The organism is Leisingera sp. S232, from assembly GCF_049800895.1.
In the GTDB taxonomy this organism is placed as follows: Bacteria; Pseudomonadota; Alphaproteobacteria; order Rhodobacterales; family Rhodobacteraceae; genus Leisingera.
The window spans coordinates 44541-58556 of sequence record NZ_JBNAFX010000003.1; the positions used below are offsets into that span (position 1 = coordinate 44541).

Genomic DNA, 14016 nt, shown 5'->3' on the forward strand with positions numbered 1-14016 from the left:
GATGCGCTGGACGCGGCGCGCGCGGCACCTTATCACCGGAGAGGAGAACGAAGAGGGACCGCAGGTGGCAGGAATGAAAGAAAAGGATGTGGCCGGCCTGACCGCAGAGGACGCCAAGGCAGAATTCCTGAAACTGGAAGACCAGTTGCGTGCGGCGGATCTGGCCTATCACCAGGCTGACGCGCCGGAAATCAGCGATGCGGAGTACGATTCGCTGAAGCGGCGGCACCGGGCTTTGGCTGCCGCCTTTCCAGAATTTGCAGAAACCGCCACTCAACTGGATGCAGTCGGGGCGCCTGCGGCTTCTGGGTTTGGCAAGATCAGCCATTCGGTGCGGATGCTGTCGCTGGGCAATGCGTTTGAAGATGATGACGTTGCAGATTTTAACCGCAGTATCCGCAAATATCTTGGTCTGGATCCGGCGGATGCGCTGGCATTCACCGCCGAACCCAAGATCGACGGGCTGTCCCTGTCCTTGCGGTATGAAAACGGCATGCTCATCCAGGCGGCCACGCGCGGTGACGGCAGTGTGGGGGAAAATGTGACTGCAAATGCGATGACCATTGCAGATATTCCGCATCAGATCACTGGTGCGCCGGATGTTCTGGAGGTGCGCGGCGAAGTTTACATGAGCCACCAAGACTTTGAAGCATTGAACGCCCGTCATGCTGAAGCCGGTGGCAAGCCCTTTGCCAATCCGCGAAATGCGGCGGCGGGGTCTTTGCGGCAACTGGACGCGGAGATTACCCGCGCCCGGCCTTTACGATTTTTCGCCTACAGCTGGGGGGAGTTGAGCGCACCGCTGGCAGAGACACAGTTGGAGGCAATTGCCAGGCTGAATTCCTTGGGTTTTCAGACCAATCCGCTGACCCGGCTCTGTGCCGACACCGGCGAGATGATCAGCCATTACCGCAGTATTGAGGAACAGCGCGCGACGCTGGGCTATGACATTGACGGCGTGGTTTACAAGGTAAACGATCTGGCGCTGCAGGGGCGTCTGGGGTTCCGGTCCACCACACCCCGCTGGGCGATAGCGCATAAATTTCCCGCCGAACTGGCCTGGACCCGGCTGGAGGCCATCGACATCCAGGTTGGCCGCACCGGTGCCTTAAGCCCGGTGGCGCGGCTTGCGCCGGTAACTGTTGGCGGTGTGGTCGTGTCAAATGCCACGCTGCACAACGAGGATTACATCCAGGGCCGCGATTCCAAAGGCGCAGAAATCCGAAGCGGCAAGGACATTCGCATCGGCGACTGGGTTCAGATCTACCGGGCCGGCGACGTGATCCCCAAAGTGGCTGACGTGGACCTGTCCAAACGCCCGGACGGCGCGGCCCTTTACCAGTTCCCGCATATCTGCCCGGAATGCGGCAGCCCGGCGGAACGGGAAGAAGGCGACGCGGTGCGCCGCTGCTCTGGCGGTATCATCTGCCCAGCCCAGGCAGTGGAGAAACTAAAGCATTTCGTGTCCCGTGCAGCCTTTGATATCGAAGGGCTGGGCGCCAAGCAGGTTGAGCAGTTCCACAGCGATTCCTGGATCAAGGAGCCTGCGGATATATTTGATTTGCAAGAAAATTTCGGATCTGGCCTGCAGCAGTTGAAAAACCGGGAAGGCTGGGGAGAGAAATCTGCTGAGAATCTGTTTGCAGCCATTGAGGAAAAGCGCACCATCCCGCTGGCCAAGCTGATTTTTGCTCTGGGCATTCGGCATGCGGGCGAGGTGGCAGGTCGCGATCTGGCCGTGCATTACCGGGACTGGCAGGCGATGGCAGAGGCGATCGACACAGCCCGCCCTGCCGCGCTGGCCCATCGGGCCGCGGATGAGGCGGAAGAGGCCGAGCGCCAGCTGGCTGCTTATGAAAGCCGTCGTGCGAAAATCTCGGAAACCCGTGCCGCAGCCGTGGTGGCCTGCGAGGTGCCGTCGGCGGCTTCCGCAGCCTGGGCGGACCTCATCGGTGTGGACGGGATCGGTGCCGTTCTGGGATTGTCCCTGTCTGATGCCTTTGCCAACCCAGAGGAACGCGCGGCCTTTGACCGTCTGGTGGCAAAACTGAACATCATGCCGCCCGATGCGCCTGCCGCGGACAGTCCGGTGGCTGGAAAAACCGTGGTCTTTACAGGCACGCTGGAGAAAATGACCCGGGCTGAGGCCAAGGCACGGGCTGAGGCGCTCGGGGCCAAGGTTTCAGGCTCAGTCTCCAAAAAGACGGACATCCTGGTGGCTGGTCCGGGGGCGGGTTCCAAGGCCAAGAAGGCGGCGGAGCTGGGTATTCAAACGCTAGATGAAGATGGCTGGCTGGAGATGATCGCAGAGGCATGAGCGGGCGTCCGGAGATCCTGTTTCCACTGTTTGCCGGTGTCGAGACCCTGCAGGGTGTCGGCCCGAAGACGGCGCAGAATTTTGCCCAGATTGACTTGGAAACGCCGCGTGATCTTTTGTTTTCACTGCCTTATTCGCTGGTGGACCGGCGGCGGCGCGCGTCTATTTTGGGCGCCGAACTGCCTGCGACATTGACGGTTGAGGTGACCATCGGCCGCCACCGTCCGGCGCGCAACCGCGGCGGTGCCTACCGCATACATGTCGAGGATGCTGAAACCGAGTTTCAGCTTGTCTTCTTCCACGGCCGCAGCCGCTATCTGGAAGCGCAGCTTCCAGAAGGCTCCCGCCGGGTGGTTTCCGGCAAGGTGGAACTGTTCGATGGCGTGGCCAACATGGTGCATCCCGACCATATGCTGCCCTTGGCAGAGGCGGACAGCATCCCCTCTTTTGAACCGGTGTACCGTCTCACCCATGGGGTGACGCAGAAAACCATGTTCAAGGCGGCGCAAAGCGCATTGGAAAGAGTGCCCGAGCTGGCAGAGTGGATCGATCCGGCGCAGGCGTTGAAGCAGAACTGGCCGGGGTGGCATCATGCGATTGCCGCAGCACATGAGCCGCAGGGGGCTGACGATCTTGCGCCTGAGGCCGCGGCGCGGGCGCGGCTGGCCTATGATGAGCTGTTTGCCCATCAGCTGACTTTGGCCTTGGCTCGGCAAACAGAGCGCAAGACCCGTGGCATTCAAAGTGCGGCCACCGGTCGCTTGCAGTCCCGTGTTCTGCAGGCGCTGCCGTATCGGCCGACAGGCGCGCAGGCGCGGGCGATCGAGGAAATCTCAGCCGATATGGCTGCGGAGAAACGCATGAACCGTCTGCTGCAGGGCGATGTTGGCGCAGGGAAAACTCTGGTTGCTTTCATGGCCTTGCTGGTTGCCGTTGAAGCAGGCGGCCAGGGGGTGATGATGGCCCCGACCGGCATTCTGGCGCAGCAGCATATGGAGGGGCTTGCGCCGCTGGCCGAAGATGCAGGCGTCGTGATCGAGATCCTGACAGGCCGCGACAAGGGCGCTGAGCGCAAGGCCAAACTGGCGGCATTGAAGCGCGGCGACATCCACATTCTGGTCGGCACCCATGCGGTGTTCCAGCAGGACGTAGAGTTCCGCGACCTGCGGCTGGCTGTTGTCGACGAACAGCACCGCTTTGGTGTGCGCCAGCGCAAGGAGCTGGCCGAAAAAGGCAAGGGTGCTGATGTGCTGGTAATGACTGCGACGCCGATTCCGCGCTCGCTGGCTTTGGCGCAATACGGTGATATGGATGTGTCCGTGCTGGATGAGAAGCCGCCGGGGCGCAAGCCGGTCAAGACCGCCATCATCAGCACCGAGCGGATGCAGGAGGTGGTGGACCATCTGCGCAGAGCGATTGCGGAAGGGCGGCAGTGCTATTGGGTCTGCCCGTTGGTGGACGAATCCGAACTCAGCGACCTGACTGCATCAGAGGAGCGTTTCAAGCACTTGCGGGCCATCCTTGGCGACGGAGTCGTTGGACTTGTGCACGGTCAGATGCCGCCTGCCGAGAAAGACGCGGCCATGGCGGCTTTTGTCGAAGGCAGGACCAAGGTTCTGGTCGCCACCACAGTGATTGAAGTTGGGGTCAACGTGCCCAATGCCTCGATCATGGTGATTGAGCGGGCCGAGATTTTCGGTCTGGCCCAATTGCACCAGCTGCGCGGCCGGGTCGGGCGGGGCAGTGCCGAATCGACCTGTCTTTTGATGTACCAGCCGCCGCTGACAGAGGGCGGGCGCAAGCGGCTGGAGGTGCTGCGGGAGACCGAGGACGGGTTCCGCATTTCCGAGACCGATCTGCAGATGCGTGGCGCTGGCGATATGATCGGCACGGCACAATCCGGCCTGCCACGGTTCCAGATTGCCGATCTGGAACGCCAGGCCGGGCTGATGGCAGTGGCGCAAAGCGATGCGCGGGCGCTGCTGGCAGCCGACCCAAGGCTGGAAAGCGCCCGCGGCAAGGCGGCGCGGGTTCTTCTGTGGCTTATGAAACAGGATCAGGCGATTCGTTTGATTTCAGTGGGTTAAGGCGCTTTTTCCGGCGTGTTCGCATGCCGAGTTCCGATATGTTCGCAAATGTTCTCAAAAAGTTCTTTACAGGTGGCTGTGAAAATGAGAGCAAATAGGCAACAAGATTGCCAAAGCGCAGCGAGACAAATTGGAGGAGGCCCGAGCCATGATGACACAGATCAAAAATACCGTTCAGAACGCCCATACGACCCTTCTACAGGACGCAATCGGCGCGGCATCTTTGATGGTGATGCTGGTGGCCGCGCTCCATTTGCCAAGTCTGTTCTGACCCTGTCCCCGATGTCCTGATTGCATCTGCTGTGCCGGGCCGGCCCTTTCCTGTCCCGGACTGATTTAGGGGGTCAACCGCCTGTCCCGATCCCCGATTGGATTGCCTCAAGATCCTGCCTGGCCAGCCCGGGTCCCGCACCGCAGAGCATAACTGCCGCCGCCATCTGCCCGGATGCGCGGCGGTTTTTTCATGTCTGAAGAGCCTTCGAGACCATGTGCGTTTCAGTCAGAAACCGAAAGGCGCGGATGGTTATTTGCAGCTGCGCTGTGTTAGGCGCATTGCTCTTTGGCGGCTGTCTGCATGGCTTCCAGCGTGGCCTCCAGCGCCAGCATGATCGAGGCATGTCTGTTCTTGAACTCACGCGCGGGCTGCAGCACCTCCAGCCCGTCAAAAGGTGCATCCGGCACCGGGCCGTCCTGGGTCAGCATTGCCTTCAGTTGATCGCGGGCGGTTTCAACCTCTTTCAGCGAGCGGCCGATCACATGCGCAGCAACCACGGCGGCCGAGGCCTGCCCGAGCGCACAGGCTTTTACATCCTGGCCAAAATCTGTGATCCGGCCGTCTTCAAGCGTGACGTCGACGGTCACGGCAGAGCCGCAAAGGGGGGAGCGTTTCTTGACTGTGGCATCCGGTGCCTGCAGCCGGTCCAGATGCGGAATGTCGGCTGCCAGCGCCAGAATGCGCGAGGAATACAGCTTGATCAGATCACTATCGCCAGACATCGCTTTCCCGGTCTTTTGTCTTCTGCAGGTTCCCCATACATAGGGAGCCGAACAGCAGATGCAAAAGGTTTTTAGACATGTCGTTTGATCCCGCCAGCCTGACTTACAATGACGCCGGGTTGATCCCCTGCATTGCCCAGGACGCAGAGTCTGGCGAGGTTCTGATGATGGCCTGGATGAATGCCAAAGCGGTGGCCAAGACGTTGGAAACCGGGCGGGTCACCTATTGGTCACGCTCGCGCCAGGCGTTCTGGATCAAGGGGGAGACCTCGGGCCATGTGCAGGAACTGGTCGACCTGCGCATCGATTGCGACCGCGATTGCCTGCTGGCGATGGTGCGCCAGACCGGGGCGGCCTGCCACACCAATCGGCGGACCTGTTTCTACACCGCGGTGCGGGATGGCGACGAGGTCGAGCTGATGAAGCCGATCGAATAAACGGCCCTTTCGGGCCGTGCCTCCGGCGGGGGTATTTTCACCCAGAAAGAAGCGGCAGGCCCAGCATTTCGCGGATATCCTGCGGGCTGGTCCCTTCGGCGCGGTATTTGGCGATTGCGCGGGCGTCGTCGCGTTTGGCCAGGCGTTTTCCAGTGTCGTCGCGGATCAGGTGGTGGTGGTGGTAGATAGGTGTGGGCAGGCCCAGCAGGGATTGCAGCAGCACATGAATTTGGGTGGCTTCGCGTAAGTCAGCGGCGCGCACAGCATGCGTGATCTTCTGATCTGCGTCATCCGTAACCACCGACAAATGATACGAGCTGCCCATGTTGCGGCGCACCAGGATGATGTCGCCAACGGTTGAAATCAATTGCTCCGGGTCCAATGTGTATGTGCCTGCGAAATCCGCTCCGGTTTCGGTAAAGCTGCGCAGCTCCGCTGTTCGGGCAGCTTTTTCCATGTTCAACCGGAGGACATCCTGCCCGGTTGTCTCGTCTGGCCCGCGGCCCCGGCAAGTGCCGGGGTAGATGCGCCCATCCGGACCGAACTGCGGCACACCTTCCTGCGGCGCGCCGGCGGCGGCCTCGATGTCGGCGCGGTTGCAGCTGCAGGGGTAGGTGAGCCCCATGGCTGTCAGTTGTTCCAAAGCAGCGCGGTAACGCGGCAGCCGGTCCGATTGGCGCATGACCGGCTGAGGCCAGGAGAGGCCGAGCCAGCTGAGGTCCTCGTATATCTGCGCTTCCCAGGCGGGGCGGGCGCGGGACTGGTCGATATCTTCAATGCGCAGCAGGAAACGGCCGCCCTTGGCCATTGCCATGTCATAGGCAAGCATGGCGGAATAGGCGTGGCCAAGGTGCAGCGGTCCGGTGGGCGAAGGCGCAAAACGGGTGGTGAATGTCACGCTTTCTCAATCACATAGACGGTGGATTTCAAGTTCATGCCGGGGAGGTGCTCCCCGTGTTCCTGAAATAGCAGCCTTGCGGCCCCAACGTCGACCCATTCAATGAGTTTTGTGGTATACGCCCGGTCCGCCAGGGCGTGATCATTGTAGGAGAAGGTGAACAATCCGCCTTTGGGCAGCGCATGCATGATCATGTCAAAGACCTCCGGTGGTGCAGCTCCGGTCCCCAGAACACCGCAGCCGGTAATCACGCGGTAAGTGCCGCGTTTGATCGGCTTGCGGCTGGAGGCGTCAATGCGGGTGATCTTGCGGTAGGCGCCTTTCTCCCTTGCCTGTGCCAGCATCTCCTCTGAGGGTTCCATGCCGTCGACAATGTCGTACCCCTGCCGCCGCAGGGCAAGGCCGGACAGGCCGGTGCCGCAGCCAAAATCCAGCACAGGCTCGCTGAGGTCCAATTGAAATTGCGCCAGCGCTTCAGCAATTCGCCCCGGTGTGGCGTAGCCGTTTTCGGCAATCTCGGCGTCATAAGAAGCGGCCCATTGGTTATAGTGCTCCAGGGTCGCTTCCTGTGTTTCAAGGTCGTAGGCCTTGTCCAGAAACTTTTCGATCATGCCGCAACTGTAGGCGGACAGGTCGCATTCCGTCTAGGAAAAGTTGGCGAGCCACGCCTGCCAGACGTCTTTGGCGCGGTCGGTGTAGGCCTTGTAGCGGTCCTTGCGGCCGCGGCGACCGCCTTTTAGACCATCAACTGGGCGGAACAGGCCGAAGTTGACGTTCATCGGCTGGAAGGTCTTGGCTTCGGCGCCGCCGGTGATGTGGTGGATCAGCGCGCCCATGGCGCTGTCCTGGGGCACTTCGGGCAGGTCCTTGCCAAGGATTTCGGCGGCAGCCATGCGGCCTGCAAGCAAGCCCATGGCCGCGCTTTCCACATAGCCTTCGACACCGGTGATCTGGCCGGCAAAGCGAATGTGGGGCTTCGACTTCAGCCGCATCTGGCTGTCCAGCAGGGTGGGCGAGTTCAGGAAAGTGTTGCGGTGGATGCCGCCAAGACGGGCAAAGCTGGCGTTCTCCAGCCCGGGGATCATTTTGAAGACTTGCGCCTGGGCGCCGTATTTCATTTTGGTCTGGAAGCCGACGATGTTGAACAGCGTCCCCAGCGCATTGTCGCGGCGCAGCTGCACCACCGCATGGGCCTTGACCTCTGGCTGATGCGGGTTGGTAAGCCCCACCGGCTTCATCGGCCCGTGGCGCAGGGTCTCGCGGCCGCGTTCGGCCATGACTTCAATCGGCAGGCAGCCGTCGAAATAACCGGCGGTCTCGCCTTCGTGGAACTCGGTCTTGTCAGCCGCCAGTAGCGCGTCGATGAAGGCTTCGTACTGGTCCTTGTCCATCGGGCAGTTGAGATAGGCGGTGCGTTCTTCTTCGGTCTCGCCCTTGTCATAGCGCGACTGCATCCACGCCTGGGACATGTCGATCGACTCGGCATAGACAATCGGCGCGATGGCATCAAAGAAGGCCAGTGCCTCGGCGCCGGTTTCAGCCTGGATCGCCTGGCCCAGGCTGGCTGAGGTCAGCGGGCCGGTGGCAAAGATCCAGTGGCCATGTTCCGGCAGGTCGGTGATTTCTTCATAGGAGACAGTGACATTCGGATGCGCCTTCAGCTTGGCTGTCACAGTTTCGGCAAAGGGGTCACGGTCCACCGCCAGGGCGCCGCCGGCGGGCAGGCGATGCTCTGCCGCGGTGGTCATGATCAGCCCGTTTGCAGCCCGCATTTCCCAGTGCAGCAGGCCCACGGCGTTCTGCTCGTCATCGTCCGAGCGGAAGGAATTGGAGCAGACCATTTCGCCCAGATTTCCGGTCTGATGGGCAAAGGTTTCCACCTTTGGGCGCATTTCGTGGATCACCACTGATACGCCCATGTTCGCCGCCTGCCAGGCGGCCTCGGACCCGGCCATGCCGCCGCCCACGATATGCAATGTCTGTGCCGAATGATCTGTCATGCCCGCCACATAGGGCAGGGGGCGGGTGCGTGCAACAGATATGGACCGCGCAGGCGGCCTGTCCGGTGATGCTTGTGTTCAGCGCGTGGGGAAATTTGGGGCCGCCGCTGCGGGAATGGTACGCCGGTGGTGAGAGACCGGTTGGAGGGACCCTTCCGCAGCAGCAGCCCAAATTGTGCAGGTCGGCCCATGTTTGGCGACCGTGCCCAATCTTTGCCATCATTCCGCCCGAATTGAAAGGCGGCTTTCCTGCCTCATATGGAAACAGTTAGTGCGGATAGGTAAACAAAGCCTAAAATTTTCGGAGAATTCCGGATTTCTTGCCGGAATTCCCGGAATTGTTCAGTTGTCCTGCCAGTCGGGGGCGCGTTTTTCGATGAAGGCGGCCATGCCTTCGATGGTGTCGCGGTACATCAGGTTCTCGACAATCACGCCGCTGGTATAGGCGTAGGCCTGATCAACGGGCATCTGCAGCTGTTCGTAAAACGCCTGCTTGCCGATTTTTACTGCGGCGCCGAGCTTGGACGCGATGGTTTCGGCGAGCTTCGTGGTTTCCGCCTCCAGTTCCTCCGGCGGGACGGCGCGGTTGGCCAGGCCCAGGTCGACCGCGCGGGCGGCGTCGATGAATTCGCCTGTGGTCAGCAGTTCAAACGCCTGTTTGCGGGGGATGTTGCGGGACAGTGCCACCATCGGGGTGGAGCAGAACAGGCCGATGCTGACGCCGTTGACGCCGAATTTGGTGCCCTCGGCAGCGACGGCCAGATCGCAGGAGGCAACCAGCTGGCAGCCAGCTGCTGTGGCAATACCGTGAACCTGGGCGATCACCGGCTGCGGCAACGACTGCAGCCCGGTCATCACGCTGGTGCAGCGGGCAAACAGATCCTGGAAATAGGCCTTGCCGCCATCCTCAGCCGCACGGCCTGCGGTCATCTGCTTGATATCATGACCGGCGCAGAACCCTTTGCCGGTGCCGGAGAGGATCACCGCCTTGATGCTGCTGTCTTCGCGCAGGATGTCGATCTGCGCCTGCAGCGCTGCCAGCATCTCGTCCGACAGGGCGTTCAGCTTTTCCGGCGTGTTCATGGTCAGCCGTGCTATGCTGCCTGTGTCGTGACGTTCCAGAATTGCCATCTTGCTCTCCTTGCAAATTCTGCGGCAACTCTAGGCGGGGCAAGCGGAAAGGGAAAGCATGACGCTGGCATTTGATGTCGCAGGGTTGACGGAATACCTGCATGGGATTTTTCCGCAGGTGCGCGAGGATTTCGCCATTGATGCGATGGATGAAAACGGTTTGCGGATGCGGCTGCTGACGGCAGACCGGCACTTGCGGCCCGGCGGCACGGTTTCGGGCCCGTCGATGTTTGCACTGGCGGATTGCGCGGTTTATGCTCTGATCCTGTCGCGGCTGGGGCGCGAGGCGCTGGCGGTGACCACCAATTGTTCAATCGATTTCATGCGCAAGCCTGCGGACGACGCGGATGTTATTGCCGAAGCCCGGCTGCTGAAGCTGGGGCGGGTTCTGGCGGTGGCCGATGTGCTGATGTATTCCGAAGGGCAGGCGGAGCCGGTTGCGCGTGCTTCGATGACCTATTCGATACCGCCCAAACGCTAGAGAACGGTTGCAAAGGGCTGGCCGACCTTCACCAGCGTTTCCCGGCCCTTGGCACTGTTTTCAACCAGATCCTTTGAAAAGCGGACCTTGCCGGGTTCAAACACGACCACAACAGTTGAGCCGCCAAACTTGAAATAGCCCTTTTCGTCCATCTTCTTCACGTCGCCGCTGGTGCGGGTGTTGACGATGGAGCCGACGCCAAAGGCGCCGACCTCGACAAAGCAATAGCTGCCGCAGTTTTCTGTTTCGATCAGGGTCCAGGTGCGTTTGTTCTCGCCAAACACATCCGGGCCGGCGCCAAGCGCAATCGGGTTGACCGAATGCAGTGCCCCGGGAATGTCCTGCGATGCAGTGATACGACCTGCGGCGGGGAAGTGATAGCGGTGGTAATCCGCCGGACACAGCCGCACGATGGCGAGCGCGCCGCCGATAAAACGTTGTGCAATACCGGGCAGCATGGAGCGCACCGACATCGGATAGCCTTTGACCGGGACAAACACATCTTCCGCCAGCTCCGGAAACACCAGCACCCGTCCGTCTGCCGGTGAAACGATGTCGCTTGGATCTGCGCTGAAGGGGCGGGCTTCGGGTTTCAGGTGGCGGACGAAGAAGTCGTTGAAGCAGTCATAGGCGGCTGCCGGGGCGGTGGCCTCGGACATGTCAATCGACAGCTCATTGATGACGGCGTCGATTTTCCGCCTGGAAAACCGCGAGTCGAACCAGGCGCCCATCAGTCGGCTGATCAGGGCGGAACGGAACAGAATTTTCTCGACCGGTCTGGCACTGGCATTCTGATAGGCCCAGCGGACCCATTTTTCGCCCAGAACCGTTTCTTCAAAGGTTTCACCGGTTTCGCGGTGAACAACAAGGATGGGCGCGCGCTGCATCAAATCTGCCAAATCAGGTTTCGTCCCGCAGCGCCTAGCAAGAAGCGGCGGGCGCGCCAAGAGCGGTTTGCAGCATACGGCGGGCTTAGACCGGGTAATCCCGGAGCCATTCTATGCAGGTTCGGGCTTCCTGAATTGCGGCTGCGGCACTGTCAAACACCCGGTTGCCATAGTGACCAATACTGTACCAGCCGCGCCCGTCCTCTGGATCGCGGCGGAACTCGTCGAAACCATAGGTGTCGTCCGGGCGCTGGAAAATGTCCACGCAGACAAAGCCGCCGTCCAGGTTAACTGATTGGAGCACTGTATTTTTATGTGCCATGGGTGTCACCGCAGCCGGATAATGAAATGGGTTCGGAGCCTAAGGAACAAAAAAAGGCCGGGGCGAACCCCGGCCGTTAGGTAGTTCCAATGCCCAGGGGATCATGGGCGCCAGAACGGAAGAGTGGCTTCATAATGGGCGTCCTGACGGGACAGCCCGATGTCCTTCAATTGTGCATCGCTCAGGTGTTTCAAATGAGTTCGGGTGCGGTGGCGCAGGCTCCACTTTGTCACCAGCACGGCAAAGGAGACGGCCCATTGCGCCAGCACCGGCAGGGCCGGGCGGCTGTTCAAATAGGACATGTTCAATTCTGCCATTTGCGTGTGCTGTGCCATGGGAGGCTTCCTTCGTATTGTGTTGATACAATCCTGTTGATTTAACGTGTCATGTTGATACAAAGGGGGCGCAAGGATGTCTAAGGATGGATTGTAATGGGTACAATTTGGCCGCAGAGCCTGGGTGAGGCAAAAGGTCCCAAGTACAAAAAGGTCGCAGATACAATCCGGTCTGCCATCGAGATGGGGAACTTGAAAATTGGTACAAAGCTGCCACCAGTGCGTGAACTCGCGTATCAGTTGAATATTACGCCAGGCACTGTGGCTCGGGCCTACAGTATCCTGACCGACGAAGGTGCGCTTGAAGCCGAAGTCGGGCGCGGCACCTTTGTAGCCGAAAAACAGACCCCGGTGCCCGATGACGTATGGTCGCGGGAGCTGCATATGCAGGAGATGCGTGATCCCGGTCATGTCAGCCTGTTCAGTCCGCGGATTGCCGACATGGGGCAGGTGGCCGCGGTGCGGGAGGCGCTGCACAAGGTGGCCGAATGCGATGCGCGCAGCTTGCTGAACTACCCGACCCGGGACGCATATCTGCCGGTGCGCCGGGCGGTGGCGGACTGGCTGTCAAAGTCACCGATCGGCAAGGTCAGTGAGGATGAAATTGTTCTGACACATGGCGGCCAGAACGGCATCATGGTTGTCCTGCAGGCCATTTTTTCCACACCGCAGCCGGTCATTATGGTCGAAGACCTGTCTTATGCGGGGTTCCGCAGGGCCGCAGAATTGCTCAGGGCGCAAGTGGTGGAAGTGGCCATGGATGAACATGGCATCCGGCCCGACGCAATGGAACTGGCACTTCGGAAAACCGGGGCTACGGTGCTTTGCACCAGTCCGGAAGTGCACAATCCGACCGGCATTTTTACACCGCTGGAGCGGCGTAAGCAGATTGTATCAATCGCCCGCCGCCACGGGGTGCAGATTGTCGAAGACGACTGTTACCGCCTCGGGGATGCCAGAGCGCCCAGCTACAGGGCTTTGGCGCCGGAATTGGCGTGGCATGTAACGTCGATTTCCAAGACCCTGACACCGGCGCTGCGGGTTGGTTTCGCGATTGCCCCGGAAGGGGGCACCACACATCTGCGCCGCATCGCTGAATACGGTTACTTTGGCCTGGCCCAGCCGCTGGCCGAGCTGACCAGGCACCTGTTGACAGATCCGCGGCTGCCCGATCTGATCGCTGCTGTGCGGGCAGAGATGGCGCGCTATGTGCGGGTGGCGGTCAATGCGCTTGGCGGGTTCGATCTGACGTGGAACCCGGATGTACCCTTTGTCTGGCTGCGGCTGCCTTCGGGCTGGCGTTCCGCGGCCTTTACCCGTGCAGCTGAAGCCAACGGGGTGCAGATCCGTTCTGCCGATGAATTTGCCCTGCGCAACGGCCGGGCGCCCAACGCGGTTCGCATTGCCATCAATGCACATGTGTCTCTGAAGCAGTTCGAAGAAGCGATGCTGCGCTTGCGCGCCCTGTTGGACAACCCGCCGGAGCAGATCAGCGTTTAGCGTAAGTGAAAAAAATAATGATGCCCAGCGGTCGCTGGGCCCATCCCGGAATAGTTTATCCCGGCACTATTCAACTTGGATTGAAACACCGGAGGCGTGATTGGGATTGAACGACCAGATATCACGGCCTGCCGCAATCCCGGCGGTTATCGCTGCGGCCAGAAGACCTGCAGCGGAAGCGCCGCCGACTACAGTGCCGTTAAGGATCGGGGCCAAAGTCTCCTCTCCTGACCGGCCGCCGGCGGCGCATTTAATATAAGCATTCGTTGGCCGCCGTTTCAGTGTCGGTACGTTGACCTTGGCGGGTGTTATGAATGTCGCTTTGAATTCGGCGCTTTCAATGGTGCACTTTGCGCCAACAACTTCCCGTATATTGTCGCTACTAGGGTGGCCGCCTGTTTTTTCCAGCTTTTCCTTGTCGAGAATTACATGCGTGCGGAAAGTAAGTTCTTTATATCCTTCAACGCGAGGAAGAGTGACGCCTTGGTTTTTAAGTGAAGCTGTGGCCGCAGGACCAGTGACTTCGGCATTTTGCATGCAAGCACTAAGAATGACCAGGAATGAGAAAGCCAAAGCTACTTTGCGAAACATGGGTTGCAGTGTCCTTAAGTTGATTTCGTTTTCG

The 14016-nt window shown here is 60.4% G+C and carries 15 protein-coding genes; 6 read left to right on the plus strand and 9 right to left on the minus strand.

Translation table 11 applies throughout. The features are described from left to right. Positions 1–73: 73 nt before the first annotated feature. The 3 genes from ligA to ACP151_RS03105 all read left to right on the plus strand — a co-directional run bounded on the left by ligA (position 74) and on the right by ACP151_RS03105 (position 4675). Complete coding sequence (gene ligA, locus ACP151_RS03095) at positions 74–2317, plus strand: NAD-dependent DNA ligase LigA (protein WP_424977391.1); 2244 nt, start codon at positions 74–76, stop codon at positions 2315–2317. Beyond that, positions 2314–4404, plus strand: coding sequence for an ATP-dependent DNA helicase RecG (gene recG / locus ACP151_RS03100; protein ID WP_424977392.1), 2091 nt, complete (start codon positions 2314–2316; stop codon positions 4402–4404). Before ligA ends, recG begins: the two co-directional genes overlap by 4 nt. 148 nt (positions 4405–4552) lie before the next feature. After that, a complete protein-coding gene (locus ACP151_RS03105) occupies positions 4553–4675 on the plus strand; it encodes a hypothetical protein (protein WP_424977393.1) in 123 nt (40 codons plus the stop codon). 272 nt (positions 4676–4947) lie between these two features. On the opposite strand, the gene ACP151_RS03110 is transcribed toward ACP151_RS03105, so the two are convergent. Next, a complete protein-coding gene (locus tag ACP151_RS03110; RefSeq protein ID WP_424977394.1) occupies positions 4948–5400 on the minus strand; it encodes an iron-sulfur cluster assembly scaffold protein in 453 nt (150 codons plus the stop codon). Positions 5401–5477: 77 nt separating this feature from the next. Between ACP151_RS03110 and hisI the strand changes: the two genes are divergently transcribed. Then, on the plus strand, positions 5478–5837 hold the full coding sequence (gene hisI, locus ACP151_RS03115; protein ID WP_424977395.1) for a phosphoribosyl-AMP cyclohydrolase: 360 nt from the start codon (positions 5478–5480) through the stop codon (positions 5835–5837). Between the two features lie 37 nt (positions 5838–5874). Here hisI and gluQRS read toward each other — a convergent pair whose 3' ends face one another. From gluQRS to ACP151_RS03135, 4 genes are all read right to left on the minus strand, one after another. Next, positions 5875–6735, minus strand: a complete 861-nt coding sequence (gluQRS, locus tag ACP151_RS03120) for a tRNA glutamyl-Q(34) synthetase GluQRS (protein WP_424977396.1) — start codon at positions 6733–6735, stop codon at positions 5875–5877. Then, a complete protein-coding gene (locus ACP151_RS03125; RefSeq protein ID WP_424977397.1) occupies positions 6732–7346 on the minus strand; it encodes a class I SAM-dependent DNA methyltransferase in 615 nt (204 codons plus the stop codon). The genes gluQRS and ACP151_RS03125 overlap by 4 nt, the downstream gene beginning before the upstream one ends. A 33-nt stretch (positions 7347–7379) precedes the next feature. Beyond that, positions 7380–8735 (minus strand): methylenetetrahydrofolate--tRNA-(uracil(54)-C(5))-methyltransferase (FADH(2)-oxidizing) TrmFO, encoded by a 1356-nt coding sequence (trmFO, locus tag ACP151_RS03130; RefSeq protein ID WP_424977398.1) that lies wholly within the window; start codon positions 8733–8735, stop codon positions 7380–7382. Between the two features lie 342 nt (positions 8736–9077). Further along, positions 9078–9866 carry an enoyl-CoA hydratase gene (locus tag ACP151_RS03135; RefSeq protein WP_424977399.1) on the minus strand — a complete coding sequence of 263 codons (789 nt, stop codon included), beginning with the start codon at positions 9864–9866 and terminating at the stop codon, positions 9078–9080. Between the two features lie 58 nt (positions 9867–9924). Between ACP151_RS03135 and ACP151_RS03140 the strand changes: the two genes are divergently transcribed. Next, positions 9925–10347 (plus strand): PaaI family thioesterase, encoded by a 423-nt coding sequence (locus ACP151_RS03140; RefSeq protein ID WP_424977400.1) that lies wholly within the window; start codon positions 9925–9927, stop codon positions 10345–10347. On the opposite strand, the gene asd is transcribed toward ACP151_RS03140, so the two are convergent. From asd to ACP151_RS03155, 3 genes are all read right to left on the minus strand, one after another. Continuing rightward, positions 10344–11234: an archaetidylserine decarboxylase gene (asd, locus tag ACP151_RS03145; RefSeq protein WP_424977401.1), complete on the minus strand. Its 891-nt coding sequence runs from the start codon at positions 11232–11234 to the stop codon at positions 10344–10346. The genes ACP151_RS03140 and asd overlap by 4 nt on opposite strands. Positions 11235–11319: 85 nt before the next feature. Beyond that, positions 11320–11556, minus strand: a complete 237-nt coding sequence (locus ACP151_RS03150; RefSeq protein ID WP_424977402.1) for a hypothetical protein — start codon at positions 11554–11556, stop codon at positions 11320–11322. Positions 11557–11657: 101 nt separating this feature from the next. After that, complete coding sequence (locus ACP151_RS03155) at positions 11658–11891, minus strand: DUF1127 domain-containing protein (protein WP_424977403.1); 234 nt, start codon at positions 11889–11891, stop codon at positions 11658–11660. 96 nt (positions 11892–11987) lie between these two features. On the opposite strand from ACP151_RS03155, the gene ACP151_RS03160 reads away from it, so the two are divergent. After that, positions 11988–13391, plus strand: a complete 1404-nt coding sequence (locus ACP151_RS03160) for a PLP-dependent aminotransferase family protein (RefSeq protein WP_424977404.1) — start codon at positions 11988–11990, stop codon at positions 13389–13391. A 66-nt stretch (positions 13392–13457) separates the two neighbouring features. On the opposite strand, the gene ACP151_RS03165 is transcribed toward ACP151_RS03160, so the two are convergent. Next, a complete protein-coding gene (locus ACP151_RS03165; RefSeq protein ID WP_424977405.1) occupies positions 13458–13982 on the minus strand; it encodes a hypothetical protein in 525 nt (174 codons plus the stop codon). Positions 13983–14016: the final 34 nt, after the last annotated feature.

Bases quoted from the DNA above. Each gene is read 5' to 3' on its own strand.
- ligA (WP_424977391.1), top strand. From the start codon at position 74: ATGAAAGAAAAGGATGTGGCCGGCCTGACCGCAGAGGACGCCAAGGCA.
- recG (WP_424977392.1), top strand. From the start codon at position 2,314: ATGAGCGGGCGTCCGGAGATCCTGTTTCCACTGTTTGCCGGTGTCGAG.
- ACP151_RS03105 (WP_424977393.1), top strand. From the start codon at position 4,553: ATGATGACACAGATCAAAAATACCGTTCAGAACGCCCATACGACCCTT.
- ACP151_RS03110 (WP_424977394.1), bottom strand. From the start codon at position 5,400: ATGTCTGGCGATAGTGATCTGATCAAGCTGTATTCCTCGCGCATTCTG.
- hisI (WP_424977395.1), top strand. From the start codon at position 5,478: ATGTCGTTTGATCCCGCCAGCCTGACTTACAATGACGCCGGGTTGATC.
- ACP151_RS03125 (WP_424977397.1), bottom strand. From the start codon at position 7,346: ATGATCGAAAAGTTTCTGGACAAGGCCTACGACCTTGAAACACAGGAA.
- trmFO (WP_424977398.1), bottom strand. From the start codon at position 8,735: ATGACAGATCATTCGGCACAGACATTGCATATCGTGGGCGGCGGCATG.
- ACP151_RS03135 (WP_424977399.1), bottom strand. From the start codon at position 9,866: ATGGCAATTCTGGAACGTCACGACACAGGCAGCATAGCACGGCTGACC.
- ACP151_RS03140 (WP_424977400.1), top strand. From the start codon at position 9,925: ATGACGCTGGCATTTGATGTCGCAGGGTTGACGGAATACCTGCATGGG.
- asd (WP_424977401.1), bottom strand. From the start codon at position 11,234: ATGCAGCGCGCGCCCATCCTTGTTGTTCACCGCGAAACCGGTGAAACC.
- ACP151_RS03150 (WP_424977402.1), bottom strand. From the start codon at position 11,556: ATGGCACATAAAAATACAGTGCTCCAATCAGTTAACCTGGACGGCGGC.
- ACP151_RS03155 (WP_424977403.1), bottom strand. From the start codon at position 11,891: ATGGCACAGCACACGCAAATGGCAGAATTGAACATGTCCTATTTGAAC.
- ACP151_RS03160 (WP_424977404.1), top strand. From the start codon at position 11,988: ATGGGTACAATTTGGCCGCAGAGCCTGGGTGAGGCAAAAGGTCCCAAG.
- ACP151_RS03165 (WP_424977405.1), bottom strand. From the start codon at position 13,982: ATGTTTCGCAAAGTAGCTTTGGCTTTCTCATTCCTGGTCATTCTTAGT.